At 68.3% G+C, this 24,850-nt stretch carries 25 protein-coding genes; 13 read left to right on the forward strand and 12 right to left on the reverse strand.

Features of this window, described 5'->3' with window-relative positions:
* Positions 1-73: 73 nt before the first annotated feature.
* Positions 74-1,720 carry a fatty acyl-AMP ligase gene (locus tag OG300_RS27185; protein WP_405485868.1) on the forward strand — a complete coding sequence of 549 codons (1,647 nt, stop codon included), beginning with the start codon at positions 74-76 and terminating at the stop codon, positions 1,718-1,720.
* 15 nt (positions 1,721-1,735) lie between these two features.
* On the opposite strand, the gene OG300_RS27190 is transcribed toward OG300_RS27185, so the two are convergent.
* Together OG300_RS27190 and OG300_RS27195 are read right to left on the reverse strand one after the other, a co-directional pair.
* The gene (locus OG300_RS27190) at positions 1,736-3,361 is read right to left on the reverse strand and encodes a peptide chain release factor 3 (RefSeq protein WP_405485869.1); all 1,626 of its coding nucleotides are present in this window, start codon (positions 3,359-3,361) and stop codon (positions 1,736-1,738) included.
* An 88-nt stretch (positions 3,362-3,449) separates the two neighbouring features.
* Positions 3,450-4,013 (reverse strand): TetR/AcrR family transcriptional regulator, encoded by a 564-nt coding sequence (locus OG300_RS27195; RefSeq protein ID WP_405485870.1) that lies wholly within the window; start codon positions 4,011-4,013, stop codon positions 3,450-3,452.
* 97 nt (positions 4,014-4,110) lie between these two features.
* On the opposite strand from OG300_RS27195, the gene OG300_RS27200 reads away from it, so the two are divergent.
* On the forward strand, positions 4,111-4,767 hold the full coding sequence (locus tag OG300_RS27200) for a lysophospholipid acyltransferase family protein (RefSeq protein ID WP_405485871.1): 657 nt from the start codon (positions 4,111-4,113) through the stop codon (positions 4,765-4,767).
* Positions 4,768-4,836: 69 nt separating this feature from the next.
* Here the strand turns inward: OG300_RS27200 and OG300_RS27205 are convergent, their stop codons facing one another.
* The 3 genes from OG300_RS27205 to OG300_RS27215 form a co-directional block, all read right to left on the reverse strand.
* Positions 4,837-5,313, reverse strand: a complete 477-nt coding sequence (locus OG300_RS27205) for a hypothetical protein (protein ID WP_405485872.1) — start codon at positions 5,311-5,313, stop codon at positions 4,837-4,839.
* A 10-nt stretch (positions 5,314-5,323) separates the two neighbouring features.
* Positions 5,324-5,791, reverse strand: coding sequence for a hypothetical protein (locus tag OG300_RS27210; protein WP_405485873.1), 468 nt, complete (start codon positions 5,789-5,791; stop codon positions 5,324-5,326).
* Between the two features lie 70 nt (positions 5,792-5,861).
* Entirely contained in the window at positions 5,862-6,116 is a 255-nt protein-coding gene (locus tag OG300_RS27215) for a hypothetical protein (protein ID WP_405485874.1), read from the reverse strand.
* 345 nt (positions 6,117-6,461) lie between these two features.
* On the opposite strand from OG300_RS27215, the gene OG300_RS27220 reads away from it, so the two are divergent.
* Together OG300_RS27220 and pth are read left to right on the forward strand one after the other, a co-directional pair.
* Positions 6,462-7,049 (forward strand): 50S ribosomal protein L25/general stress protein Ctc, encoded by a 588-nt coding sequence (locus OG300_RS27220; protein WP_405485875.1) that lies wholly within the window; start codon positions 6,462-6,464, stop codon positions 7,047-7,049.
* Positions 7,050-7,096: 47 nt separating this feature from the next.
* Positions 7,097-7,678, forward strand: a complete 582-nt coding sequence (gene pth, locus OG300_RS27225; protein WP_405485876.1) for an aminoacyl-tRNA hydrolase — start codon at positions 7,097-7,099, stop codon at positions 7,676-7,678.
* Positions 7,679-7,682: 4 nt separating this feature from the next.
* Here the strand turns inward: pth and OG300_RS27230 are convergent, their stop codons facing one another.
* Positions 7,683-8,204 carry a nuclear transport factor 2 family protein gene (locus OG300_RS27230; RefSeq protein WP_405485877.1) on the reverse strand — a complete coding sequence of 174 codons (522 nt, stop codon included), beginning with the start codon at positions 8,202-8,204 and terminating at the stop codon, positions 7,683-7,685.
* A gap of 126 nt (positions 8,205-8,330) precedes the next feature.
* Entirely contained in the window at positions 8,331-9,218 is an 888-nt protein-coding gene (locus OG300_RS27235) for an Abi-alpha family protein (protein ID WP_405485878.1), read from the reverse strand.
* 314 nt (positions 9,219-9,532) lie between these two features.
* On the opposite strand from OG300_RS27235, the gene OG300_RS27240 reads away from it, so the two are divergent.
* Together OG300_RS27240 and OG300_RS27245 are read left to right on the forward strand one after the other, a co-directional pair.
* Positions 9,533-10,903, forward strand: coding sequence for a hypothetical protein (locus tag OG300_RS27240; RefSeq protein WP_405485879.1), 1,371 nt, complete (start codon positions 9,533-9,535; stop codon positions 10,901-10,903).
* Positions 10,894-11,727, forward strand: a complete 834-nt coding sequence (locus tag OG300_RS27245; RefSeq protein ID WP_405485880.1) for an Abi-alpha family protein — start codon at positions 10,894-10,896, stop codon at positions 11,725-11,727. The genes OG300_RS27240 and OG300_RS27245 overlap by 10 nt, the downstream gene beginning before the upstream one ends.
* Positions 11,728-11,782: 55 nt before the next feature.
* Here the strand turns inward: OG300_RS27245 and OG300_RS27250 are convergent, their stop codons facing one another.
* Complete coding sequence (locus OG300_RS27250; RefSeq protein ID WP_405485881.1) at positions 11,783-13,567, reverse strand: ABC-F family ATP-binding cassette domain-containing protein; 1,785 nt, start codon at positions 13,565-13,567, stop codon at positions 11,783-11,785.
* Between the two features lie 85 nt (positions 13,568-13,652).
* Positions 13,653-14,591: a 4-(cytidine 5'-diphospho)-2-C-methyl-D-erythritol kinase gene (locus OG300_RS27255; protein ID WP_405485882.1), complete on the reverse strand. Its 939-nt coding sequence runs from the start codon at positions 14,589-14,591 to the stop codon at positions 13,653-13,655.
* Positions 14,592-14,709: 118 nt separating this feature from the next.
* On the opposite strand from OG300_RS27255, the gene OG300_RS27260 reads away from it, so the two are divergent.
* The 4 genes from OG300_RS27260 to OG300_RS27275 all read left to right on the forward strand — a co-directional run bounded on the left by OG300_RS27260 (position 14,710) and on the right by OG300_RS27275 (position 18,709).
* On the forward strand, positions 14,710-14,916 hold the full coding sequence (locus tag OG300_RS27260) for a heavy-metal-associated domain-containing protein (RefSeq protein WP_405485883.1): 207 nt from the start codon (positions 14,710-14,712) through the stop codon (positions 14,914-14,916).
* Positions 14,913-15,797 carry a hypothetical protein gene (locus tag OG300_RS27265; protein ID WP_405485884.1) on the forward strand — a complete coding sequence of 295 codons (885 nt, stop codon included), beginning with the start codon at positions 14,913-14,915 and terminating at the stop codon, positions 15,795-15,797. Before OG300_RS27260 ends, OG300_RS27265 begins: the two co-directional genes overlap by 4 nt.
* Positions 15,794-18,031 (forward strand): heavy metal translocating P-type ATPase, encoded by a 2,238-nt coding sequence (locus OG300_RS27270; RefSeq protein WP_405485885.1) that lies wholly within the window; start codon positions 15,794-15,796, stop codon positions 18,029-18,031. Before OG300_RS27265 ends, OG300_RS27270 begins: the two co-directional genes overlap by 4 nt.
* A gap of 174 nt (positions 18,032-18,205) precedes the next feature.
* On the forward strand, positions 18,206-18,709 hold the full coding sequence (locus OG300_RS27275) for an LpqN/LpqT family lipoprotein (RefSeq protein ID WP_405485886.1): 504 nt from the start codon (positions 18,206-18,208) through the stop codon (positions 18,707-18,709).
* Between the two features lie 74 nt (positions 18,710-18,783).
* On the opposite strand, the gene OG300_RS27280 is transcribed toward OG300_RS27275, so the two are convergent.
* Positions 18,784-19,686, reverse strand: coding sequence for a LysR substrate-binding domain-containing protein (locus OG300_RS27280; protein WP_405485887.1), 903 nt, complete (start codon positions 19,684-19,686; stop codon positions 18,784-18,786).
* A 79-nt stretch (positions 19,687-19,765) separates the two neighbouring features.
* On the opposite strand from OG300_RS27280, the gene OG300_RS27285 reads away from it, so the two are divergent.
* From OG300_RS27285 to OG300_RS27295, 3 genes are all read left to right on the forward strand, one after another.
* A complete protein-coding gene (locus tag OG300_RS27285; RefSeq protein WP_405485888.1) occupies positions 19,766-20,422 on the forward strand; it encodes an SDR family oxidoreductase in 657 nt (218 codons plus the stop codon).
* A gap of 57 nt (positions 20,423-20,479) precedes the next feature.
* Positions 20,480-21,106: a peptide deformylase gene (gene def / locus OG300_RS27290; RefSeq protein ID WP_405485889.1), complete on the forward strand. Its 627-nt coding sequence runs from the start codon at positions 20,480-20,482 to the stop codon at positions 21,104-21,106.
* 199 nt (positions 21,107-21,305) lie between these two features.
* Positions 21,306-22,649 carry a lipase family protein gene (locus OG300_RS27295; protein ID WP_405498694.1) on the forward strand — a complete coding sequence of 448 codons (1,344 nt, stop codon included), beginning with the start codon at positions 21,306-21,308 and terminating at the stop codon, positions 22,647-22,649.
* A 45-nt stretch (positions 22,650-22,694) separates the two neighbouring features.
* Here OG300_RS27295 and rsmA read toward each other — a convergent pair whose 3' ends face one another.
* Both rsmA and OG300_RS27305 read right to left on the reverse strand, forming a co-directional pair.
* The gene (gene rsmA / locus OG300_RS27300; RefSeq protein WP_405485890.1) at positions 22,695-23,576 is read right to left on the reverse strand and encodes a 16S rRNA (adenine(1518)-N(6)/adenine(1519)-N(6))-dimethyltransferase RsmA; all 882 of its coding nucleotides are present in this window, start codon (positions 23,574-23,576) and stop codon (positions 22,695-22,697) included.
* Positions 23,577-23,605: 29 nt separating this feature from the next.
* Positions 23,606-24,778: an alpha/beta hydrolase family protein gene (locus OG300_RS27305; protein ID WP_405485891.1), complete on the reverse strand. Its 1,173-nt coding sequence runs from the start codon at positions 24,776-24,778 to the stop codon at positions 23,606-23,608.
* Positions 24,779-24,850: the final 72 nt, after the last annotated feature.

The following is a 24,850-nucleotide window of genomic DNA, read 5'->3' on the forward strand; positions in this document are numbered from 1 at the left end:
CTCCGAAACGGTTAACGGGACCGCCCGCGCGCGGGATATTTGAAGTGCTGGTCCTGCGTTTGAGGAGTCGCTCGTGAGCCGCTTCACCGACGAAATGTATGCCACCGCCCGGGCTTCACAGCGCGGGCTGGTAACCGGGGAACCCACCGCGCCGGTGCGGCACACCTGGGGCGAAATCCACGCTCTCGCACGCCGAATGGCGGGCGGGCTGGCGGCCGCGGGCATCGGTCCCGGGGACGCGGTGGGCGTCCTGGCGGGCATGCCGGTCGATATCGCGCCCGCCTGCCAGGCGGTGTGGATGCGCGGAGCCTCGATCACCATGCTGCATCAGCCCACGCCGCGCACCGATCTGGAGGTGTGGGCGCGCGACACCGAGACCGTGCTCGGCATGATCGAGGCGCGCGCGGTGATCCTGGGCGCACCGTTCGAGATCGCGGAACCCTTGCTGCGCCAACGCGGCATCCCCGTGGTGACCATCGCCGATATGCGGGCCGGGGAACCGGTCGAGCCGGTGCCCACCGACGAGGACGCGATCGCCCTGCAGCAGTTGACATCCGGATCCACCGGCTCGCCCAAGGCGGTCCGGATCACGCACGGCAATTTCTTCGTCAACGCCTACGCCATGTTCGATCGGGTGAAATTCCAGCTCGACGACGACGTGATGATCAGCTGGCTGCCGCTGTTCCACGATATGGGCATGGTCGGATTCCTCAGCGTGCCCATGCAATTCGGCGCGGAGGTGGTGTGCGTGACGCCGCTGGATTTCCTGACCCGGCCGATTCTCTGGGCCGAGCTGATCTCGAAGTATCGCGGGACGGTCACCGCCGCACCGAATTTCGCCTATTCGCTGCTGGGTCGCCGGCTGCGCGCGGCGGCGGACGGCGCCTTCGATCTGAGCAGCGTCCGCTACATGTGGAACGGCGCGGAACCGGTGGACGCCGACACCATGGACGCGCTCGCCGACGCCGGAAAACGCTTCGGGCTCAACCCGATGGCCCTGACCCCGGTCTACGGCATGGCCGAGACCACCCTGGCGGTCTCGATTCCGGACCCCGGGCTCGGACAGGTCATCGACATCGTCGACGCGGACCTGCTGGAGGCCCTCGGCAAGGCCATCCCGGTCCGCGACCCCGGCCATCACCACGGGAGCATCCGCCGTCTGCCCACCCTCGGATATCTGGTCGACAACCTCGAGGGTCGCGTGGTCGACGCCGAACATCATGCGCTGCCGGTGCGCAGTGTCGGCGTCATCGAATTGCGCGGCCCGGCAGTGACTTCCGGCTACGTGACGGTCGAGGGTTTCCGCCCCGCCCAGGACGCCGACGGCTGGCTCGACACCGGCGATATCGGCTACATCACCGAGGACGGGCTGGTGGTGGTCTGCGGCCGCATCAAGGACGTCATCATCATGGCGGGCCGCAATATCTTCCCCACCGACATCGAGCGAGCAGCCTTGCGGGTCAAGGGTGTTCGCCCCGGCAATGCCGTCGCCGTCCGCCTGGACGCGGGCCAGAAACGCGAAAGCTTCGCCGTCGTGGTCGAATCCAACAATCACCAGCACCCCGACGAGGTCAAGCGCATCGAGCACGAGATCGTGCACGCCGTATTCTCCGAAGTCGGCGTCCGCCCGCGCAGTGTCACCGTCCTCGGGCCCGGAGCCCTCCCGAAGACCTCGTCGGGCAAGCTGCGCCGCTCGGCGACCGCGGGCCACCTCGGCTGAGCATGGCGCGGAAGGCTATTCCGCTCCGGCGACCAGCACGTCGAGGGTCAGCTTCGGCAGTTCCTTGACGATGTACTGCAGCCGCCACTTGTCGCTGAACAGCGCCAGCAGCGCGCCGTCGGTGCGGGTGAAGACCTCGACGCCGCGCTGGCGGTTGAGTTCGTCGGCCGATTCGGCGTCGGTGCGCCGGGCCAGCTGGAAGGGCAGGAAGTCGAGCTGGGTCTCGACGTTGAACTCGGATTGCATTCGCGCCGTGACGACTTCGAACTGCATGGGTCCGACGGCGGCCAGCACCGGGGAGGCGTCACCGCGGGCGTCGTTGCGCAGCACCTGCACCACGCCCTCGGAGTCCAACTGGTCCATGGCTTTACGGAACTGCTTGTACTTGTCGGCGGTCTTGGCGCGCAGGGTGGCGAAGTGCTCGGGCGCGAAGGACGGGATGGGCGGGAACTCCACCTTCTTGTCCACGTACAGGGTGTGGCCGGGGGCCAGGGCGGTCGCGTTGACCAGGCCGACCACATCGCCGGGGTAGGCGGTGTCGACGGTGGTGCGTTCGCGGCCGAAGACGGTGAGCGCGTACTTGGTGGCGAAGGGGCGGTTGGTCTGGGCGTGGGTAACCACCATGCCGCGCTCGAACTCGCCGGACACGATGCGCATGAAGGCCAGCCGGTCGCGGTGCGCGGTGTCCATCCCGGCCTGCACCTTGAAGATGACCGCGCTGAAGGGGGCGCTGGTTTCGCGCGGGTCGCCGTTGACGTCCTTGCGGGCGCGCGGCGGCGGCGCCAGCTCGATGAGCGTCTCGAGGATCTGGCGCACACCGAAATTCAGCATGGCCGAGGCGTAGATGACCGGCGAGGTGTGCCCGGCCAGGAACAGTTCCTGATCGTGGTCCTGCCCGGCGGCGGAGAGCAGTTCGCTCTCCTCGGCGGCCGTGACCCACACGTCGTCCTCGCGTTCGAGGGCCTGCTCGGGCGTGTAGTGCTCCTCGGGCGCGATGGTCGCGCCGCCCGCGGTGCGGGTGAAGTGAATGTATTCGGTGGCCGCGCCGTCCTCGCCGCGGCGCAGCAGGCCGCGGAAATCACCGGCGATGCCGACCGGCAGGAACAGCGGGGTGGGGGTGAGGCCGATGCGGTCGACGATCTCGTCGAGCAGTTCCAGCGGCGACTGGCCCGGCCGGTCCCACTTGTTGATGACGGTGATGACCGGGATGCCGCGATCGCGCGCGACCTGAAAGAGCTTGAGCGTCTGCGGTTCCAGGCCCTTGGCGGCGTCGATGAGCATGACCGCCGCGTCGACCGCCGTGAGCACGCGGTAGGTGTCCTCGGAGAAGTCGGAGTGGCCGGGGGTGTCGACCAGGTTGATGACGCAGTCGCCGTATTCGAACTGCAGTGCCGTGGAGCTGACCGAGATGCCGCGGGCCTTCTCCATCTCCATCCAGTCGGAGACGGTGGCCTTGCGTCCGGCCTTGCCATGGATCGCGCCCGCCTCGGAGATGACCTTGGCGTGCAGGGCGAGGGCCTCGGTGAGCGTGGATTTACCGGCGTCCGGGTGCGAGATCACCGCGAAGGTGCGCCGCCGCGCCGCCTCGCCGGCCAGCCGCCCGGAGGTAGCAGAGGTCGCGCTGGCAGTCGGGGAACTCACGGGGGACTCCTTTTGTGCAGACGAGGCAACCGGTCCAGGTTACGCGACCGGCCGATGTGACCTGCGACCAGCCCGGACCGCCGGGGAATCAGCCCGGCGTGCCCAGATACTGCGCCACCGCCGCGATCACCAGCACCGGCACGTCGCTTCCCGGCGCGACAGCCTCGAGGCTGCGGTTGCCCGCCAGCACCGCGACGCCGTGCAGATTCATCCACAGGCTCAGGGCACGCACACCGGTCGGGTCGGGGACGCAGGCGGCCACGATCTCGCGCCAGTGTCGGAACAGCGGCAGCGTGACGGTCTCACGGAGGTTCTCGCCCGCCCCCTCGAGCAGGTCGTGGCGGAACATCAGGGTGAACATCTCGGGGCGGCGACCGGCGAAGTCCACGAAGGCCAGCCCGGTGGCCTCCACCCGCTGCCGAGGCGAATCAGCCTGCACCGCTTCGATTTCGGTGCGTAGATCGCGATATCCGCGGGCGGCGATGGCGGCCAGCAGCGCATTGTGGGTGGGGAACCAGCGCCGGGGCGCGCCGTGCGACACCCCCGCCTCGCGCGCGATGGCCCGCAGTCCCAGCTGCGCGGCCCCGGCCTGTTCGAGCATGGAGACCCCGACGGTGACCAGTCGTTCCCGAAGCGGCTCAACAGAACTCATATCGGCCATTCTCGCCGAATGAGTAGACAGCGTCTACGAGGGTGGAGTAGACCTAGATGTAGACAGTGTCTACGGACGCATTCCGGGAGGGCTTTTCATGTGGTACTGGTTGCTCAAGCACGTGCTGGTGGGGCCGGTGCTGCGGCTGCTCGGCCGACCTGAGATCGAAGGGCTGCACCATGTTCCGGCCGACGGTCCGGTCATCATCGCGGCCAACCACCTCGCCGTGGTCGACTCCCTGTACCTGTGCCTGGTGGTCGATCGACCGGTCACCTTCCTGGCCAAGCAGGAGTACTTCACCGCGGGCGGCTGGCGCGGGCGCCTCAACCGCTTCGTCATGAACGCCACCGGACAGGTGCCGGTGGATCGCACCGGCGGCACGGCCGGATCCGATTCCCTCACCGCGGCCGCGCGAATTCTGGAATCGGGTGGCATCTGGGGAATCCATCCGGAAGGCACCCGCTCGCCCGACGGTCGTATCTACCGCGGCCGCACCGGCGTGATCCGGGTGGCCATGCAGACGGGCGCGCCCGTGATCCCGGTCGTGCTGTCCGGCACCGATCGGGTGAATTCGCGGCATCGCCGATTCCTGCGGCCCGCCAAGGTGCGGATCTCGTTCGGCCGCCCGCGCTATTTCCTGCCCGCCGATCAGGGCGGTGTGCGCCGGGCCACCGACGAACTGATGGCCGATCTCGTGCAGCGGTCAGGTCGGCCCTATGTCGATTGCTACGCAACGACTTTCAAGGCCGCCTAGGCACCGGAAAACGAAACGGCCGGTTGTTCGACCCCGAATGGAATCGAACAACCGGCCGTCGTGCCGGACTCAGTTGGTGGTCTGAGTGCCCAGGCTGTTCAGCAGGTTGGTGATGAGGGGCAGCAGCGTGCTGGCGCTACCGGTCCCGGTGGCGAGCGGCGAGGTGGGGGCGTCGGAAACGGTGACGTCCAGCGGGCCCGGAGTGGGGACCGACTGGGAGCCACTGGTCAGGACGGCCCAGAGGTGGTGCGAGCCCGACGTGGTGGGGGTCCACTGGATCGAGGCCTGGGTGCTGTTGTTCGACGAGACCGCGGTACCGACGGAGACGGTGTTGGAACCGATGGTGTCGTAGACGGCAGCGCTGATGCCGGGCAGACCGGTGACCACATTGATGGTGTACGCGGTGCCGGTCTGGTAGGTGGAACCGACGACGGTCATGCCGTTGTTGGAGGTGTCGGCCGCGGCGAAGGGCGCCGCGAGGGCGACGGTGGCTGACAGTGCGGCGATTCCGGCGGCGCTCAGGCCGAGACGGTGGGCGAGCTTCAAGGGTGTTTCCTTACTTGGCGGACAGGCTGCTCAATGAGCTGATCAAATTACCTAGCACCGGGAAGGATTTCGCGCTACCGGAATTGGGGTCCGGAGCGGCGACACTCACGGTGATCGGGCCGATTTCCGGGAGTGTCGCCGAGTTGAGCGTGACGGTCGCCCAGATCTGATGCGAGCCGACACCGACGGGGATCCACGGGAACGACTGGCGGCTGCCGGAGGTGACGGTCGAGGACCCGATCTGGGTGGTGGACGACGCACCGGCGAGCTGGTCGAAGACCTGCACTTCCGCACCGGTCTGGGTGACGTCGAAGGCGACGGTGTAGACGTTGCCCACCGAATAGTTCGAGCCCAGGATGGTGATGCCGTTGCTGACGGTGTCGGCGGCCGCGAACGGGGCGGTCAGCGCGAGGGTGGCGGAGAGTGCCGCGATTGCGGTCGCACCGGCACCGGAGCGGTGGATGGTCGATGTCTTCACGCGAATGTCCTTATGCTGCAGATGATTCTGTCTGTGGCGGAGGTTTCGAAAGGGCGGCCGTCAGTGCCGGTCAGCCCACGTTGGTGACGATCCCGCCCGCACCGAGCAGTTTGGTGATGACCGAGATCAGGCTGTTGGCGCTGCCGGTGTTGATGGAGGTGCCGCCGCCGGTGGGGGCGGAGGGTCCGGTCGGGCCGCAGTCGTTGGCCGTCACGGGCGCGGCGGTGGGGATGTCCGCGGAGGCGACGGGGGCGGACAGCAGGATGGCGGCGGAAACCGCGGCGGCACCGGTGGTGGCGAGGCCGAGGCGTGCGATGTGCTTCATAATGAAATCCTTGGTGTGAAACGATAGGCGTTCACATTCTGGGATCAATCGAGCATCTTCGCGAGCTTTTCGCCGGATTCATCGCTGCCGATTTTGTTTGCACCCGCGTAATACCCCGACACCGGGGCGCGTGACAAGGCTTCTGCGCCCGCGTGTTAGAGTTCTCGGGTTGTCTCGGCGAGGGTGTGGCACCCAGTTGCCCACCGTGATCGACGCGGCTCGGCCCGTATTTCGGCCGTCCCATGTTCGGTCCTCGCCTGACGAGCAGACCAGAACAGTAGCCAGGTGGCACCGCCCCTGGCCCGCTGACATTACAGCCCGGACGAGCCGTAGGAGTAGACAGTCATGTCCGACGCCAGCCTTCTCGCAGCCAATGTACGCACCGAGTTCGGTAAGGGCGCTGCCCGCCGCACCCGCCGCGACGGCAACGTTCCCGCCGTGCTCTACGGCCACAACGAAGAGCCGCAGCACCTGTCCATCGACGCGCGCGCCTTCGCCGCCATCCTGCGCGAGCACGGCACCAACGCCATCCTGAACCTGGACATCGCGGGCAAGAAGCAGCTGGCGATGACCAAGTCGGTCGTCGTGCACCCGATCCGCCGCTACATCGAACACGCCGACCTGCTGCTCGTGCGTCGTGGCGAGAAGATCACCACCGACGTGCCCGTCGCTCTGGTCGGCGAGGCCGCCTCCGGCACCCTGGTCCAGCAGGACACCATCGTGCTGTCCATCGAGGTCGAGGCCCTGAACATCCCCGACTCCATCGAGGTCTCCATCGCGGGCATCGAGGCCGGCACCCAGATCCTCGCGGGCCAGATCGCGCTGCCGAAGGGCGCCACCCTGGCCGGCGACCCCGAGGCCCTGATCGTCAACATCATCGCCGCCCCGTCGGCCGCCGCCGAAGAGGGCGACGACGCCGAAGCCGCCGAGTAACTCCTACTCCCACAACGGTTTGCGGTAACCGAGGCGATTGGTTCGCGATGACCGAAGACACGGCCGGGCCCGCGCTCGTGGTCGGACTGGGTAACCCCGGAACCGAATACGAGCGCACCCGGCACAATGTCGGTTTCCTGGTCGCCGATGTGCTCGCGGAGCGCGTCGGCGGCCGTTTCACCGTGCACAAGAAGTCCGGCGCGGATCTGCTCGAGGCCCGCCTGGACGGGCGAAAAGTGTTGCTGGCCAAGCCCCGCAGCTACATGAACCTGTCCGGGCGTCCCGTCGCGGCGCTGGCGAAATTCTTCTCGGTGCCCGCCACCGACGTGATCGTCGTGCACGACGAGCTCGATCTGCCCTTCGGCGATATCCGCCTCAAGCGCGGCGGCGGCGAAGGCGGGCACAACGGTCTGCGGTCCATCTCGCAGGCCCTCACCACCAAGGACTATCTGCGCGTGCGCTTCGGCATCGGCCGTCCGCCGGGTCGTCAGGACCCCGCCGATTACGTCCTCAAGCCGTTCTCCGCGCCGGAGCGCAAAGAGGTTCCGGTGATCGTCGAGCAGACCGCCGACGCGGTGGAACTGTTGCTGCGCGTGGGCCTGGAACCCGCGCAGAACCAACTGCACTGAGCCGCTAACCGAGCGTGCCGCTGCCGTCCGAGCTCGGTTCGGTGCGCGGCGCGTCGGCCGGATCGCGGGCGATCAGACCCCAGCGGCTCGAGGTCAGCCGCAGGCTGGGTAGATCCGAGAGCGACAGCACCACCTCGTAGGTGCGTTCGTAGCCGGTGTGCGCGATGCGCCAGCGGCCGTCCTCGCAGAGCACGTAGCGGTCGGAGTAGAAGGCCGCGCCGCGTAGCAGCATGTTGTGGCCGGGGATGAGCACGGTGTCCGCCAGGTACCAGGTGCCGACCGCGGTATCCCCGTCGATGTCGATTTCCGGGTGGTCGCAACGGTGTTCGGTGATCACGTGCGGGCCCAGCGTATTGCGCATGAACGCGAGAAAGGCGTCGCGCGACTCGAATTGGAGGTACTCGCTGTAGGTGGCGGTGGCCTCCGGAATCATGGTGTCGGCGAACTCCTCCCACGACTTGGTGTCCAGGGCACGCAGGTAGCGGAACTTCAGCCGGCTGATCGCCGCGACGGCATCGGAATCCATACCGTCAACAATCCCATCAGGGATACCGAACCTTCACGCATTGGCACAGATATGTACCGGATCGCTATCAGCCCGGGATCAGACCGGCGAGTCCGGAGCCCGCTACCGGGCTCCGCCGCCGCGACCTCAGCCGTTGATGCTGAAGCAGGTGGTGCAGAAGTCCTCGCCGAACTCGGTGAGCCGCAAGCTCTTTCGCACGATCTTGGGAACCCGCCCGGCCTTCTTGAGCGCCTGCTCCACCACCGGCTGCACCTCGAGCACCATGTAGCGGGACAGCACCACCGGATCGTCGGAGGTCATGGTCAGGCCGAGGCGGCTGAGGTTGATCAGGTAGTGGCGCGACCGATCCGGGTAGCGGACGCCGGACTGCTCGGGCACCGAGGTGAGATCCCCGGCGACCAGTTCGGAACCGATGCCCAGCGGCCGGTTGGTGCGCACGTCGACCGACGGCTGCGGGCCCTGCAGGGCCATGAAGCGCAGGATGCGGGCCTCGTCGGGCGCGAGCTGATCGAGAATGCGGTCGTAGGCGGGATGCACGTCCTCGGTGAAGTACACGTCGGCCGAACGCGCCAGCAGCGCGTCACCGCGGCGGCGCAGATCGTCGCTGGTGCCCGAGCGGACCAGGCCGCCGTTGACGAGGGCCTGCTGCGACGGGCCGCCGACCGGGGTGGGGACGTAGCTGACGATCTCGCGCACCGACCCCTCGGTGACGCCGAGCGCGCTGCGCGCGATGGACCGCAGTGCCGCGCCGGTGCGTTCCGCGATATCGGCGGAGGATTCGCCGTCCAACGCTGCCTGGGCGACCTGCTTGGTGATCTCCAGACTGGTGCCGACCGCCCATTCGGTGCCGCGCACCGCGGTGCCGACCGCCAGCCCGGCCGCCCGGAAGGCGCCGCGGATCAGTCGTGCCTCATTGCTGATCTGCCGCTGCTCCACATCCGAGCTGCGTTCCACGGCACGGGGTCCCGGACGGGCCACGTCCTGCCCCGGGATCCTGTCTTCCGCCACGTCCATCTCCGAATATCCGCCAGGTGAACCAATCGTCCACAGATTATTGCCCCCGACAGACCCTCGGGCATGTTGAACCCGCAAGCCATCCGAAGGCTACCCCGTCCATGCCCAGCGTTAACCACTCGACATGACCCCACCGCGTCCCCCTGCGACACCCGCACTCTGCACGATATGGATGTGGTCCCCGCCATTCTCGTGGTCCCATCGTGGGATAGGAACATCGAGACCAGCCAGTGTGACCGAGATCTCCGACTCAGACACTCGCCCGCTGGACTCGGTTCCTAAAGAACCAGTAAGGTCCGAATCGCCGATGGCCGATGGGGTTGTCACGCCGGCGGCGTTCAGGCGGTCGGCAGGAGGGTGTCGTGCTAGAGAGTGTGTTCGGAGTTCATCCGACCCTCCTGTTGGAACTGATTACAATTCCGTTGTTCACGGGTGTGATCGGCTATATCACCAACTGGACCGGCGTGCTGATGCTGTTCAAGCCGGTGCGTTTCCACGGTTTCCGGTTACCCGGGCTGGAGACGGTTTTTCCGCTGCTGCCCAAGCGAGTTCAGGTGCTGCCGCTGCTGCAGTACGACGGGCGGATCGGCTGGCAGGGCATCGTGCCGTCGCGCGCGGACAAGATGGCCAGCATCGCCGTGGACAAGGGCCTGGCGAAACTCGGGAACGTCGCGGATTTCTATCGCGAACTCGAACCCGACAAGCTCGCTGAACATTTTGTTGAAATTGCAGATCTTCAGATTCGCGACATTGTCGAGGACATTCTGAAGCGCGAGCATCCACAGCTTTGGTACAACCTGCCGACGGGCATTCGCGAGATGATCCATACTCGCGTGCGCGAGCAGCTGCCCGACATTCTGCGCGAGCTCACGGCTGAACTCGGCAACAACATCGATCAACTTCTGGACGTGAAGTCGATGACCATCCGGTACTTCCAGGCGCGGCCGCAGATGCTCAACTCGGTCTTCCAGGTACTCGGGGCCAAGGAACTGCGATTCATGCAGAACTTCGGCTTCTACTTCGGCGCGCCCATGGGTCTGGTATTGGTAGCCATTCTGCATATCACCGGCTGGTCGTCGCTGGCCGTGCTGCCGATCGGCGGGGTGATCATCGGCTGGGTGGTGAACTGGATCGGCATCAACATGATCTTCGCACCCGCGTACCCCAAGTGGTGGTGCCCGTGGCGGCAGGGACTGCTCATCAAGCGGCAGCCCGAGATCACCGAGGGCTACGCCGCACTGGTGGCCAGCGAGATCATGACCGTCGCCAATATCGGCGACGAACTGCTCAACGGGCCGCGCTCCGACCGCACCATGCAGATGCTGCAGGACACCCTCAAGCCCGCCGCCGACCGGGCGCTGGGACCGGCCCGCTCGGTGGTCAAGTTCGCGCTCGGCAACGCCGAATACGACTCGCTGCAGGACAGTTTCACCTCCGAGGCCATGACCATCGCGCCCATCGCCTTCGCCGACCCGGCCTTCAACGCCCAGCAGGGCAAGCAGGTGCAGGAGTACATCGCCAAACAAATGTCGGCGCTGCCGCCCCCGGAGTTCGTGGACATGCTGCGATCGGCCATCAAACAAGACGAATGGCTCTTGTTCGTCCATGGCGGCGCGCTGGGGCTCTTCGCCGGTTACGCTCACCTCCTGATCTTTGGCACAGGAGTCGCGACCACATGGATATGACCGAACCCGAATCGGGCACTGCCTCCACGGAACTCGCGATCCGTCCCAAGGGTCCGCTCGCGGTCAGCGGACCCACCTCCGCCGGACCGGTCCGGGCCGCGACCGGCGTGGTCCGGGTGGCGGTGTCGGCGGCGGTCGAGGCCAGTTTCTGGAGTCTGCACACCGCGCTCGGCGTCACCTCGGTGGTGCTGCGCGGCAGCATGGCCGGGCAGGCGCCGCGCGAGATCCTCACCGATGCCGGTGCGCAGGTGCGGCATTCGGTGCGCCAGGCCCTCGGCGTGACCGCGCCCGAACTGGACGAGCAATCCCCCGAACCCAGTCCGACCAGCGTGCTGCGTGCCCGCGGCGCCGAATTGCTGCGCCGCTCAGCCGATTTCCACGCCGAGGACGACAACCCGCACCACCCCGCCTACGCCCGCATCCTGGGCGAACTGGCTCCCGACGAGGCCCGCATCGTGCGCCACCTCTATCTGGACGGGTCACAGCCCGCGGTGGAGGTGCGCACCGGAAGATCCTCCAGCCGGGGCACTTTCAACCTGCTCGGCGAGGACGCGGCGCTGCGCTACCCGAACCGGATCGACGAGTACCTGACCAACCTCGACCGGCTCGGCCTGATCGACGTCTCCCGCGAGGCCCTCGGCAACCCCAACCGCTACCAGCTGCTGGAGGCGATGCCCGAGGTGCGACGCCTGCTCAAGCGGGCCAGCTTCGGCACCAAGGTGCTCTACCGGGCCATCGAACTGACGTCGTTCGGCAGCGGATTCGTGCGCACCTGCCTGCCGGTGCCCGCGCTGGACGCCAGCGCCTTCGAACAGCACGGGTAGCCGCTCCGGCCGCACTGCGGAACCGGGCCACCAATCGCGGCCCGGCCTCGAAAGATCAGCCGTTGTCGGCCAATTCGAGCCAGCGCTCTTCGCTGGCTTCCTTCTCCGCCTGCACCTGCTTTAGCTCGGTACCGAGCGACACCAGCTTGTCCGGGTCGGTGGAAGCCGCGGCCAGGGCCGTGTGCAGCTTCGCCTCCCGCTCGTCCAGCTTCTGGATGGCGCGTTCCAGCTTGGAGAGCTCCTTGCGGGCGGCCCGATAGGCGGCCGAATCCGTGCCGGCGGAATTCACGGGAGCGGCGGTGGGCTTGCCGGAACCGGCGTCGGCGGCGCGCTTGCGCAGGTACTCCTCGATGCCGCCGGGCAGGTTGGTGAGCTTGCCGTTGCCGAACAGCGCCCAGGTGGAGTCGCAGATGCGCTCGATCAGGTAGCGGTCGTGGGAGATCACCACCATGGTTCCGGCCCAGCCGTCGAGCATGTCCTCGAGCTGCTGCAGGGTGTCGATGTCGAGGTCGTTGGTGGGCTCGTCGAGCAGCAGCACGTTGGGCTCGGCCATCAGGATTCGGGTCAGCTGCAGGCGGCGGCGTTCGCCACCGGACAGGTCACCGACGGGGGTGCGCTGTTTGGCGGGGGTGAAACCGAGCCGTTCGGCGAGCTGACCGGCGCTGATCTCTTTGTCGCCCAGCGTCATCCGCATCGCCACGTCCTGGACCGCTTCCAGCACCCGCATGTTCAGCGGCAGGTCGTCGAGTTCCTGGCGCAGCCAGCCGATCTTGACGGTCTGACCCTGAATCCGCTTGCCGGACTGCAGCTCCCGGTCACCGGCCAGGGCGCGCAGCAGCGTGGTCTTGCCGGAACCGTTCACCCCGACCAGGCCGACGCGCTCGCCCGGGGCCAGCCGCCAGGTCAGGTCCTTCAGCAGTTCCCGGCCGTCCGGGATGGCCAGGGTGGCGTCCTCGAGCTCGATCACCACGCGGCCCAGGCGCTTTCGCGCGAAGGAGGCCAGTTCGACGTTGTCGCGCGGGGCGGGCACGTTGGCGATCAGCGCCTCGGCGGCCTCGATGCGGTAGCGCGGCTTGGAGGTCCGGGCCGGAGCGCCGCGACGCAGCCACGCCAGCTCCTTGCGGGCCAGGTTCTGACGGCGCGCCTCGCTGGCGTCGGCCTGGCGGACCCGTTCCGCGCGGGCGAAGATCCAGTCGTTGTAGCCGCCCTCGTAGCTCTCCACCTTGCCGCCCTGCACCTCCCAGGTGCGGTTGGCGATGGTGTCGAGGAACCAGCGATCGTGGGTGACGACCACCAGCGCACTGCGGCGGCTCACCAGGTGTTCGGCCAGCCACTGCACGCCCTCGACGTCGAGGTGGTTGGTGGGCTCGTCGAGCACCAGCAGGTCCAGATCGCGGACCAGGGCGGCGGCCAGCGCGGTGCGGCGGCGTTCACCACCCGAGAGGTTCGCGACGAGGGCGTCCATGCCGAGGTCTGCGATGCCGATGCCCTCGACGACCGAGCGAATGCGGGGGTTGGAAGCCCACTCGTGTTCGGCGACACCGTCGGTGCGCTGGTCCTCGGCCAGACCGGCCAGCACCACCTCGCCGACGGTCGCGTTCTCGGGCAGTACCCCGCGCTGGGTGACGACCGCGAGCCGCAGCCCACCGCGTCGGCTCACCCGCCCCGAGTCCGGTTCCTCGAGCCCCGTCAACACCTCGAGCAGCGTGGTCTTACCGCCACCGTTCAGACCGACGACACCGATCCGCTCCCCTTCCTGCACCCCCAGGGAGACGTTGTCGAGCAACGGCTTCACACCGAAGCTCTTGTTTACGGCTTCGAGGTTGATCAGGTTGGCCACGGAATCCTCTGCATCGTCGATACGTACCCCGGCCAAGCCTACCGAGCTGCGCGGACGCTCCCCGTCCGGGCGTCGACGGCGGGTGTCAGCGCTTGGCGGCGTCGGTGGGTACGGTCACGCGCCGGGCTCCCGGTACCGGGCCGTGGGCGGTGCGGACGCTGCGGCAGACGCCCGCTCCCGCCAGCTCGGCGGCGACGGTGACCGCGGCCTCTTCGCTCTCGCAGAGGAAGGCGCAGGTGGGGCCGGATCCGGAGACGATGCCCGCGAGCGCGCCCGCGCTGGTGCCGGCGCGCAGGGTGCGGCGCAGTTCGGGTTTCAGCGACAGGGCCGCGGCCTGCAGGTCGTTGCCGAGCAGCGGGGCGAGCTGTTTGGCGTCACCGGAGGCGAGAGCGTGCAGCAGGTCCTCGGGCGTGCCCAGGCGCGGCGGGTCGCCCGCCTCGCGCAGCCGGTCGAGTTCGCGGAAGACCTCGGGGGTGGACAGGCCGCCCTTGGCAAGCGCCAGCACCCAGTGAAAGGTGCTGCGGGACAGCACGGGTAGCAGTTGTTCGCCGCGGCCGTGGCCGAGCGCGGTGCCGCCGTGCAGGGAGAAGGGCACGTCGCTGCCGAATTCGGCTGCGATCTCCAGCATTTCGGCGCGGCCCATGCCGATCTCCCACAGATCGTTGAGGCCGACCAGGGCGGCCGCGGCGTCGGCGCTGCCGCCCGCCATGCCGCCCGCCACCGGAATGCCCTTGGCGATGGCCATTTCCACCAGTGCGGGGCGTTCGATCATGTCGGCCAGCCGGACCGCGACCCGCCAGACCAGGTTGCCGTCGTCGGTGGGCACGTCGGCGGCGCCCTCGCCGGTGACGGTGACCCGCAGGGCGGCGGCAGGGGCCAGTTCGACGTCATCGCTGAGCGATAACGCCTGGAAGACCGTGGTGAGGTCGTGGTATCCGTCCTCGCGCAGATCGCCGACGCCGAGGTGCAGGTTCACCTTGGAGGGTGCGCGCACGACTACGGGGCGGGGCACAACTGAGAGCACCGGCACAGCCTAGTGCACGTTTTTGCGGATCGAGTACTTGCGTCAGGTACCCATGGGGGGTATGTTTCTGGATGTCGGGGATACCCCCACACCGTATGAATGAGCGAAGGAGTGCGCCATGGCCACCAGCACCTACACCGTCACCGGAATGACCTGCGGACACTGCGTCGGTTCGGTGCGCAAGGAGATCGGCAAGATCGACGGTGTCACCAGCGTCGATGTGGATCTCGCCTCCGGTCTGGTCACCGTGGAATCCGCCGCCCCGCTCACCGAGACCGACGTGGTGGCCGCCGTCGACGAAGCCGGATACGAGGTGGCGAGGTGAACGACCGACTCAGGTTCGCCGCCTTCGGTGGCGGACTGGTCGTACTGTTCGGAGCCGCGCTCGGGATCGGAGCCCTGGTGGGCGACCGGTCCGAGCCGGTCTCCGGCTCCACCGACCACGGCGCGCACACCGCCGCCGCCACCGGATTGCAGGACACCGCGTCCAGCTACCGGCTCGGCGACATCACCGCGCCCGCCACCCCGAATCAGCAAGGCGCACTACAGTTCCGGATCACCGGGCCGCAGGGCACCGTCACCTCCTACGACAGCCTGCACGAGAAGGAACTGCACCTGATCGTGGTCCGTTCGGACGCGAGCCAGTTCCGGCACGTGCATCCGACCCGGGCCGCGGACGGCACCTGGTCCATCGACTGGAAGTGGGCGCAGCCCGGCAGCTACCGGGTGTTCGCCGACTTCTCCCCCACCGGCGGGCCCGGCGAACTGGTGCTGAGCCGGACCGTCGCGGTCGCGGGGAACGTGAACCCCACACCGCTGCCGCCCGTTTCCAGGACAGCGAACGTCGACGGCTATCAGGTCACCCTGGCCGGAGACCTGACCGCCGCGGGCAGCGAACTGACATTCAACGTCACCCGCGACGGCAAACCGGTCGGCGATTTGCAGCCCTACCTGGGCGCGTACGCTCACCTCGTGGCATTGCGGGTCGGCGATCTCGCCTACCTGCACGTGCATCCCGAGGGCGAGGTCGGCAAAACCGCACCCGGCCCCGACGTCGCCTTCCATGCCCAAGCACCCAGCGACGGGGAATACCGCCTGTACCTGGACTTCCAGCACAACGGCGCGGTGCACACCGCTGAATTCACCACAGCCACTGCCGCATCCGATTCGGCTGCCCCGGCACCGCACGAAGGAGGTCACTCATGAGCACCCCACAGCTCGAGCGTTCCATCGAACTCGATATCGGCGGCATGACCTGCGCCTCCTGCGCGGCGCGAATCGAGAAGAAGCTCAACCGGATCGACGGTGTCAGCGCGACCGTCAACTACGCCACCGAGAAGGCGAAGGTCAGCTTCCCGGAGTCGGTGACCGCCGACGATCTGATCGCCAAGGTCGTCGACACCGGCTATTCGGCCAGCGTGCACCACACCGAACCGGTGAAAAGCGCTGACAGCGAGGCTGATTCGGCCCCGAGCCCGGCCCGGCAGCTGCGCGACAAGCTGCTGGTGACGCTGGCGCTGGCCATCCCGGTGGTCGCCATGGGCATGGCCCCCGTGTTGCAATTCACCAACTGGCAGTGGCTCTCGCTGACCCTGACCGCGCCCATCGTGGTGTGGAGCGGATCGCAGTTCCACCGTGCCGCCTGGGTGAACGCGCGACACGGCGCGGCCACCATGGACACGCTGATCTCGCTGGGCACCCTCGCGGCGTTCGGCTGGTCGGTGTACGCGCTGTTCTGGGGTACCGCCGGAATGCCCGGCATGAAGCACCCCTTCAGTTTCGCCATCGAACGCGGTGACTCGTCCTCGGCGCTGTACTTCGAGGTGGCGGCGACGCTGATCACCGCGATCCTGGCGGGCCGGTACTTCGAGACGCGATCGAAGGAGAAGGCGGGGTCCGCACTGCGGGCGCTGCTGGAGCTCGGCGCGAAGGAGGTGTCGGTGCTGCGTGGCGGCGTCGAGACCCGGATTCCGGTGGCGGAGTTGCGAACCGGGGAGGAGTTCCTGGTTCGTCCCGGCGAGAAGGTGGCCACCGACGGTGTCGTGGTGACCGGTAGTTCGGCGCTGGACATGAGCATGCTGACCGGTGAATCGGTGCCGGTCGAGGTCGGTCCCGGTGACGCGGTGGTCGGCGCGACGGTGAACGCGGGCGGTCTGCTGACCGTGCGCGCCACCCGGGTCGGCGCGGACACCCAGCTGGCGCAGATGGCCGCACTGGTCGAGGACGCGCAGAACGGCAAGGCGCCGGTGCAGCGGCTGGCGGATCGGGTGGCGGGCGTGTTCGTCCCGATCGTGATCGGCATCGCCGTTGCGGCACTGGGCTTCTGGCTCGGCACCGGGGCCTCGGTGGCGACCGCGTTCGGTGCGGCCGTCGCGGTGCTGATCATCGCCTGCCCGTGCGCCCTGGGCCTGGCCACCCCGACGGCCCTGCTGGTCGGCACGGGACGTGGTGCGCAACTGGGGATCCTGATCAAGGGCCCGCAGGTGCTGGAGTCGACGCGCCGCATCGACACCGTGGTGCTGGACAAGACCGGCACCGTCACCACCGGCAAAATGACTCTCGCCGAGGTGATTCCGGCGGCGGACGTGGACAGCGACGAACTGCTGTCCGTGGCCGCGGCGGTCGAGCACGGTTCCGAGCACCCGGTCGCCAAGGCCGTGGTGAGCGGCGCCCGCGACCGCAACCTCGCCGTCGAGACCGTGGATCAGTTCGTCAGCCACGGCGGCAAGGGCGTGCAGGGCCTGGTCGGCGACCGCGCGGTCGTCATCGGCCGCACGGAATTGCTGGAGGATTGGTCGATCGCGCTCCCGGAAGCCTTGGCCCAGGCCAAGATCCGGGCCGAGCAGGCGGGCCGCACCGCCATCCTGGTCGCCTGGGACGGCACCGCCCGCGGCCTCCTGGTCATCGCCGACGCGGTGAAACCCACCAGCGCCCAGGCGATCTCGGAAATGCGCGCCCTCGGCCTCACCCCCATCCTGCTCACCGGCGACAACACCGCCACCGCCCACACGGTCGCGACCCAGGTCGGCATCGACGAGGTCATCGCCGAGGTCCTCCCCAGCGACAAGCTGGACGTGATCAAGCGCCTCCAGTCCGAGGGCAAGGTCGTCGCGATGGTCGGCGACGGCGTCAACGACGCGGCCGCCCTGGCCCAGGCCGATCTGGGCCTGGCCATGGGCACCGGCACCGACGTGGCCATCCAGGCCGCCGATCTCACCCTGGTCCGAGACGACCTCCGCGCGGTTCCCACCGCGATCCGCCTGTCTCGCAGCACTCTTCGGACCATCAAGAGCAACTTGTTCTGGGCCTTCGGCTACAACGTGGCAGCCATCCCCCTGGCCGCCGCGGGCCTGCTGAACCCGATGCTCGCCGGTGCGGCCATGGCACTGTCCAGCGTCTTCGTGGTCAGCAACAGCCTCCGCCTGCGCCGCTTCAAGTAGGCGCCACCTCCGGGCCGGTCGGTACCGTCAGCCACCCGCTGACAACCGACCGGCCCGCTGCTGTCCATCGGCCGTTCGACTCGAGCTGAACAGCTGGTGCGGGCGGGTGCGGCGGTAGCCGGGTCGTGTTGAATGGCGGGTGACCGTCTGTAACCGCTGCCTCGAGGAGCACCGTTGACTGCCACCATCGCTGAATTCCTGACCGCTGCGAAGGTCGATGCCGGGGCGGTCGATCCCGCCGCGGTCGGGGCGCCGAAGATCACGGTCGGGGTGCCCGAGGGCTGGCAGCAGGTGCCCGCCGGGACGTTCCCCGGGACGTACGCGGTGTGGACGCAGGCTCCCGTGAACGGCTGGGCCGACAATGCGGTGGTGGTCGTCGTGCAGTTGGCGCAGCGGGTGGATGCCGGGGAACTGCTGGCGCACGCGTACGGGGATGCCCGGCTGCTGCCGCAGTGGACGGACGCCGAGACCGACACCAGTTCGGTGGACGGGTTTCCGTCGGCGGCGATCACCGGGACCTACCTGGTCGACAAGCTGACGCTGTGGGCCTACAACCGGTACATCGTGCTGGAGTCCGAGGCGGGACAGTTCCTGGCTCAGCTGACCATCACCACGCGCAACGAGAGTGACGGGTCCGACGCCGCGACCATCCTCGAGGGATTGTCCGTCTCGGTCTAGGTGCTCGCGGCACACACGATCTTCCGGACACCTACACCTGGGAGAGTCCACCGCACCCGTGAAAGTCGCTGCGGTCAGGACAGTTTCGCGTTGACCGCTGCGGTGGTCGGGATTCCGCGACGGAGTACGTCGGCGACGAAGCGACGGACCAGAGGATCGCCGGGGATTCCGATGAGGCACAGCAGATCCCGGGAGAGGTTGGGACGCAGCCGTTTCAGGACGCCGGGTAGCGGGGCGGCCAGAGCCGTGACGGGTACCAGGGCGATACCGAGTCCGGCCGCGGCGAGTTGGGCGGCGGTGGCCGCCTGCCTGGTGCGCATGACCGCGGCGAGGGCGACACCGTGGCGAGCGGCCTCGGTGTCGAGCCAGACGGCCAGGCCGTTGTCGGGGTGAAAGTGCACGATCGGCTCGTCACGCAGGTCGGCGAAGGTCAGGTGGTCACGGTCGGCGACGCGGTGGCCGGGTGGGAGCACGACCACGATGTCCTCCTCGCCGATGACTTCCGCCGCACCGGTCCAGCGGGTCGGCCGCGGACCGATGGCGAGATCGGCCCGATCGGATTCCACCAGCCGGGCCAGCTCGTCCGCGCTCCCGGCCTCGACCAGGGATATCTCCACGGACGGGCTGTGCCGCAACCATTTTCGCAGCACCGGGGCCAGTAGCCCGGCGGTCATCGTCTCCGCACAGGCCAGCCGCAACCGGCCGCCGTCACCACGCGCCGCCGCCCGCCCGCCACCGATCACCCGGTCGGCGGCGGCCAGCGCGGCACGGGCATCCGCCTCGACGGCCCGCCCGATCACCGTCGCCCGCACACCGCGCGGCAGCCGCTCCACGACCGGCGCGCCGATCTCACGTTCGAGCGCGGCCAACTGATGTGACAGGGCGGGCTGCGACAGATGCAGGACCGCAGCGGCTTCCGTGATCGACCCGGCATCCAGCACCGCGATCAGGCATTCCAGGGCACGCAGCGTAGGCATTCGATGATTCTATGGGAGCGATAGGAAAGATAAGTTCCACGATGGGATGAACCGGCAGCGCAGTGACGCTGTACCGGACATGACCACACTGAACGGCAAGACCCTGCTCATCGTCGGCGGCAAATCCGGCATCGGCCGCCAGCTCGCCGGCGACGCGGAAAGCCAAGGGGCACAGGTGATCACGGTCGGACGCCCCGAACTCGACCTGACCGACGAGTCGACCATTCGCGCCCTCGCCGAACGCGTCGGCGACCTGGACTATCTGGTGTCACTGGCCGCCGACCCGGCCAACGGCCCGGTCACCGAACTCGACCGCGATGCCGTGCACCGAGCCTTCGACGCCAAGGTGATCGGCCCGATCCTGCTCGCCAAACATTTCGCATCCCGCTTCCGGCCGGGCGGCGCGATCCTGCTGTTCTCCGGCGTCGCGGCTTGGCGGCCCGCGCCCGGCCGCAGCGTGATGGCCGCGACCAACGCGGCCGCCGCCACCCTGGCGCAGGCCCTCGCGGTGGAGCTGGCACCGCTGCGCGTCAATGCCCTCTCCCCCGGCATCGTCGACTCCGGCGCCTGGGACGAAGCGAGCAAGGACACCTTCTTCGCGACTGTGGCACAACGCAATCCGGCCCGCCGCGTCGGCACGGCCGCCGACATCTCCGCCGCCGCCCTGCTGGCGCTGACCAACCCGTTCCTGACCGGCACCACCCTGCACGTCGACGGCGGCGGTCGACTGGCCTGACGACATGCCCGCCCCGCCGGGCCGCGCGCCCGACCGGTACCCGTGAGAATGGTCGGTATGGAGACAGCCCGGCTGGTTGCGGAATTGGTGGAGAAGTATCGGGGCGGTCCGGCCCCGCTGGTGCAGGTCGGGGACCCGGTGCTGCGGAGGGTGGCGGAGACGGTGGACGGGCAGGTGGACGACGACCTGCTGCGCGAGCTGGTGGAGATCATGTTCGCGACCATGCGGGACGCGCCGGGCGTCGGGGTCGCCGCGCCGCAGATCGGAATCCCTTTGCGGATAGCGGTTCTCGGCGATCCGGCGGAGGTGGCGGCGGAGGTGGCGCAGGCTCGGGGGCGGCGGCCGCTTGCCGAGTTCACCATCATCAATCCCGAATACGCCGCCGACGGTCCCGAAATCGCCTTCTACGAGGGCTGCTTGAGCATGCCGGGCTATCAGGCGGTCGTGCATCGTCCCGAATCCGTCACCGCCACTTACGAAGACCTCGACGGCGTCCGCCACACCGAGCGCTTCACCGGCTGGCCCGCCCGCATCTTCCAGCACGAGACCGACCACCTCGCGGGCGCCATCTACATCGACAAAGCCGAGACCAGGTCACTGGCCACGAACGACAACTACACGCAGCACTGGGCCCAGCCGACACCCGAGCGAGCCGCGGCGGCCCTCGACTTCCCGCTGCCCTGAATCGACTGGAACCACCACACCGGACCGACCGCTTTGTCCGAGACAAACTGTCCCGGACAGGTCTTGCCACAGCGGTGTGTTCCAGCTAACCTCCCCCCATGTGAGTCGTGTCGGTCTCACATGAGAGATGGAGAACAGCATGCTCCTGCGGACGACGAGGTCCCGCAGGGTGGCTGTCGCAGCCGTGGCGATCACGGCAATGGCAGCGACCTTAAATGCCGCGAACGCCACGGGTGAACCGGATGGGACAGTTCCGGTCGCCGTCCAACCGGCTCCGGCGATACCGCTACCCCCGGAACTCGATCCCGGCTTCTACCAGCCGCCCGCCGACCTGGTCGCGAGCAAGGCACCGGGCGAGATCATCGCCGCACGCCAGGTCAATGTCGCGAACGCCGGGCTGATCCCGGTGAACGTCGACGCCTGGCAGGTGTCCTACCGCTCGAACAACAGCCGCGACGAGCCGATCGCCGCGATCGCCACCGTGCTGAAGCCGCGCGGGTCCGCGCCGGACAAGCTGGTCTCGATGCAGATCGCCGAGGACTCCCTGGCCGCGTACTGCTCACCGTCCTACGCGGTGCAGCAGTGGTCGGCGGCCACCGCGGTCGGGCAGATCGTCGCCCCGCTGGAATTCGTTGTCGCACAGGCGGAATTGCAGCAGGGCTGGGGCGTGGTGATTCCCGATCATCAGGGACCGAACAACGCGTTCGCGGCCGGACCGCTCGCCGGGCGGATCACGCTCGACGGCATCCGGGCCGCGAAGAATTTCGAGCCCATGCGGCTGGCCGCCGATACCCGCGTCGCCATGTACGGCTACTCCGGCGGCGCGATCGCGACCGGGCATGCCGCCGAACTGAAGCAGAGCTACGCCCCCGAACTGAATATCGTCGGCGCGGCGGAGGGCGGCGTGCCCGCCGACTTCGGTCCGCTGCTGAATATCGGCAACGGCCAGGTCTGGTCGGGCATGATCATGGGCGCGGTGCTCGGCCTCGGCCGCGAGTACCCGGAGTTCGCCGATCTGCTCAACCGCGATCTCAACCCACTGGGACAGGTGCTTTCGGCCATCAAGGGCGGGCTGTGCGTGCAGTACAACACCGCACTGCTGCCGTTCATGAACATCAAGGGCCTGCTGAACGTGCCCGAGGGCGATCCGATGCGCAATCCCGTCGTGCTCGACACCCTGGACAAGACCCGCATGGGCAAGGCGGTGCCCGACATGCCGATGTTTATCTGGCAGGCCAACCCCGACGAGCTGGTTCCGGTCGGCCCGGTCAACACCCTGGTCGACACCTACTGCCAGGATCCGAACGCCCAGATCCAGTACACCCGTGAGCATCTCGGCGAACACATCGCCACCGAGGTGTCGGGTTCGGCGACCGCGCTGCTGTGGCTGCGGGACCGGCTGAACGGTGTCGCGGCGGCACCCGGTTGCAGCACCTCGGACGACGGCCTGATGGCACTGAACCCCGATGGCCTCGCCCTGCTGGGTCAGACCTTCGGTGACACCATCGCCTCGTTCTTCGGCAAGGCCATCGGCGTCAAGTAGGACTGCGCCGCAACAGAAGTCGCGCGGCAGAGCCGACGGATACCGTCAGCTCTGCTCCGCCAGCCGCACGAAGGCGGCCGTATCGAGCGTCTCACCGCGGGCAGTCGGAGCGATTCCGGCTGCGGTGAGGCGCCTTTCGGCTTCCACCGGCGAACCCGCCCAGCCCGCGAGCGCCGCACGCAAGGTCTTGCGACGCTGCGCGAACGCGGCATCGACCACCGCGTACACCCGCTGCCGGAACGCTTCGTCCTGCGGCCAGGGGGATTCGGTGAATCGATCGATGCGCACCAGACCGGATTCCACCTGCGGCACCGGCCAGAAGATCTGGCGGCCAACGGTTCCCGAGCGACGCACGGTACCGAAGAAACCGGCCTTCACGCTGGGGATGCCGTAGATGCGACCACCGGGCACGGCCGCCAGGCGGTCGGCCACCTCCAGCTGGACCATGACGAGAGTCGTTCGGATGCTGGGGAATTCGGCCAGCAGGGTCAGCAACACCGGAACCGCGACGTTGTAGGGCAGGTTCGCGACCAGCGCGGTCGGCTCGGCGGGCAGGTCCGCGTGGGTGACCTTCATGGCGTCCATCAGCACGACGGTGAGCCGGTCCGCGAGCTCGGGCGCACGCACCCCGACGGTTTCGGGCAGATGCCGCGCCAGCGTCGGGTCGATCTCGACCGCGATCACCTTGTCGACGACGTCGAGCAACGCCAGGGTCAGCGACCCCAGCCCCGGCCCGACCTCCAGCACCGTGTCCTCGCGTCCCACACCCGCGGTGGCGACGATGCGGCGCATGGTGTTCGCGTCGTGTACGAAGTTCTGTCCGCGCTGCTTGGTCGGCTTCACGCCGAACCGCTCCGCAAGCTCACGCACCTCGACGGGACCCAGCAGGGCGGCTTGACCGCGACCAGCGGTTTCGGATTCGGACACCCTGCGAAACCTATCAAGCGGCGCTCCGGCTACGGGCGGGTGGGGGTGGCCAGGATGCGGTTGGTGAACTCGTCGATGGCGGCCCACATGGCCGGGTTGAGCTGGGTGTGGGTGCCGGTGCCGAACACGGTGCGGAAGTCCACGCCGCCCGCCGCGAACTCGTTGATCAGCATGAAGTGCAGGGGTGAGGGGACGGTGGTGTCGGTGACGTTGACCAGCAACAGGATCGGGGCGTCGTAGCCGCGGGTGGGGACGGCCATGTAGTCGCGCAGGGCGGCGGGCAACGGGCCCTCCGACAGCGGGCGCGACAGCAATGAGCCGATGGAGATGCCCTGCATGCGCGCGGAAATCTCGGGGAGGCAATCCTTTTCGATGCTCTCGAGCACCCGGCGGCCGAGGTCGGTGAGGTAGCTGTCGACCTGGGCGTCGGGGCGCGCGGCCCGCAGGCCGACCAGGATCGGGGCGAAGAAACTGTCGAGGTCCTCACCGAATTCGCCCGGGATCGGCGGGATGTAGGGGCCCGCGACCGGCAGCGCCTGCTCCACGTCGGAGGCCGGGTCGATGGCGATGGTGCCGCGGAAGTCCAGATCCGGCGCGGTGCGCAGCTGATAGCTGGAACTGCCCAGCGCCGCGTGCCCGCCCTGCGACGCACCGCTGACCGCCCAGGTGCGCGACAGTTCGGGGCGGGCCTGCCGCGCCGCCTGCACCAGATCGATGGTGGCGCTGGCCTCGGTGTTCAGTTCCAGGTACGGGTGCGGTCCGGTGTCGAAGACGCCCAGCCCCAGGTAGTCCGGCGCGACGACGGCGAAGCCCTTGGACAGGAAGTAGCGCATGATGCCGTCTTCATCGCGGCGGAAGCTGGGCTGCACGTCGGGTCCGGGGTCAGCCTGGCAGCCGCAGTGCGCGCCGAGTCCGGTGGTGCCGTGGTCCCAGGCCATGATCGGCCAGCCGCCGGCGGGCGGCTGCCCGGCGGGCACGAACATCGCGCCGCTGGCCTGGACCGCTTCACCGTTGGAGCGGGTGGTCCAGTATTCGACGGCGGATCCACCGGTGAGGTTGTGCCAGCCGTCGGGTTTGCCGTCGCTGGCGATCAGGGTGCCCGCCGCGTCGGCGTGCGCGCTGGTCGCGGGCATCGTCAGCAACCCTCCGGCAGCCAGAGTGGCGGCGGTCAGGGTTCGGGCGAGCAGACTGGCTAACCGCATGATTCCTCCAGCCAAGGCGCCCTGGGGCGGTGGGTTTCGACGGTCTGAAAGTCTATGAGCCACAATCGCTAA

Origin of the sequence: Nocardia sp. NBC_00511, from assembly GCF_045161165.1 — a bacterium.
Classification (GTDB): domain Bacteria; phylum Actinomycetota; class Actinomycetes; order Mycobacteriales; family Mycobacteriaceae; genus Nocardia.

What these genes read in the sequence shown, in the direction of transcription:
- OG300_RS27215 (WP_405485874.1), bottom strand. Translation starts at nt 6,116, where the DNA reads ATGAAGCACATCGCACGCCTCGGCCTCGCCACCACCGGTGCCGCCGCG.
- OG300_RS27235 (WP_405485878.1), bottom strand. Translation starts at nt 9,218, where the DNA reads ATGGACGTGGCGGAAGACAGGATCCCGGGGCAGGACGTGGCCCGTCCG.
- OG300_RS27285 (WP_405485888.1), top strand. Translation starts at nt 19,766, where the DNA reads ATGACCACACTGAACGGCAAGACCCTGCTCATCGTCGGCGGCAAATCC.
- pth (WP_405485876.1), top strand. Translation starts at nt 7,097, where the DNA reads ATGACCGAAGACACGGCCGGGCCCGCGCTCGTGGTCGGACTGGGTAAC.
- OG300_RS27245 (WP_405485880.1), top strand. Translation starts at nt 10,894, where the DNA reads ATGGATATGACCGAACCCGAATCGGGCACTGCCTCCACGGAACTCGCG.
- OG300_RS27195 (WP_405485870.1), bottom strand. Translation starts at nt 4,013, where the DNA reads ATGAGTTCTGTTGAGCCGCTTCGGGAACGACTGGTCACCGTCGGGGTC.
- OG300_RS27220 (WP_405485875.1), top strand. Translation starts at nt 6,462, where the DNA reads ATGTCCGACGCCAGCCTTCTCGCAGCCAATGTACGCACCGAGTTCGGT.
- OG300_RS27295 (WP_405498694.1), top strand. Translation starts at nt 21,306, where the DNA reads ATGGCAGCGACCTTAAATGCCGCGAACGCCACGGGTGAACCGGATGGG.
- OG300_RS27230 (WP_405485877.1), bottom strand. Translation starts at nt 8,204, where the DNA reads ATGGATTCCGATGCCGTCGCGGCGATCAGCCGGCTGAAGTTCCGCTAC.
- def (WP_405485889.1), top strand. Translation starts at nt 20,480, where the DNA reads ATGGAGACAGCCCGGCTGGTTGCGGAATTGGTGGAGAAGTATCGGGGC.
- OG300_RS27270 (WP_405485885.1), top strand. Translation starts at nt 15,794, where the DNA reads ATGAGCACCCCACAGCTCGAGCGTTCCATCGAACTCGATATCGGCGGC.
- OG300_RS27240 (WP_405485879.1), top strand. Translation starts at nt 9,533, where the DNA reads ATGGGGTTGTCACGCCGGCGGCGTTCAGGCGGTCGGCAGGAGGGTGTC.
- OG300_RS27305 (WP_405485891.1), bottom strand. Translation starts at nt 24,778, where the DNA reads ATGCGGTTAGCCAGTCTGCTCGCCCGAACCCTGACCGCCGCCACTCTG.
- OG300_RS27200 (WP_405485871.1), top strand. Translation starts at nt 4,111, where the DNA reads ATGTGGTACTGGTTGCTCAAGCACGTGCTGGTGGGGCCGGTGCTGCGG.
- OG300_RS27280 (WP_405485887.1), bottom strand. Translation starts at nt 19,686, where the DNA reads ATGCCTACGCTGCGTGCCCTGGAATGCCTGATCGCGGTGCTGGATGCC.
- OG300_RS27260 (WP_405485883.1), top strand. Translation starts at nt 14,710, where the DNA reads ATGGCCACCAGCACCTACACCGTCACCGGAATGACCTGCGGACACTGC.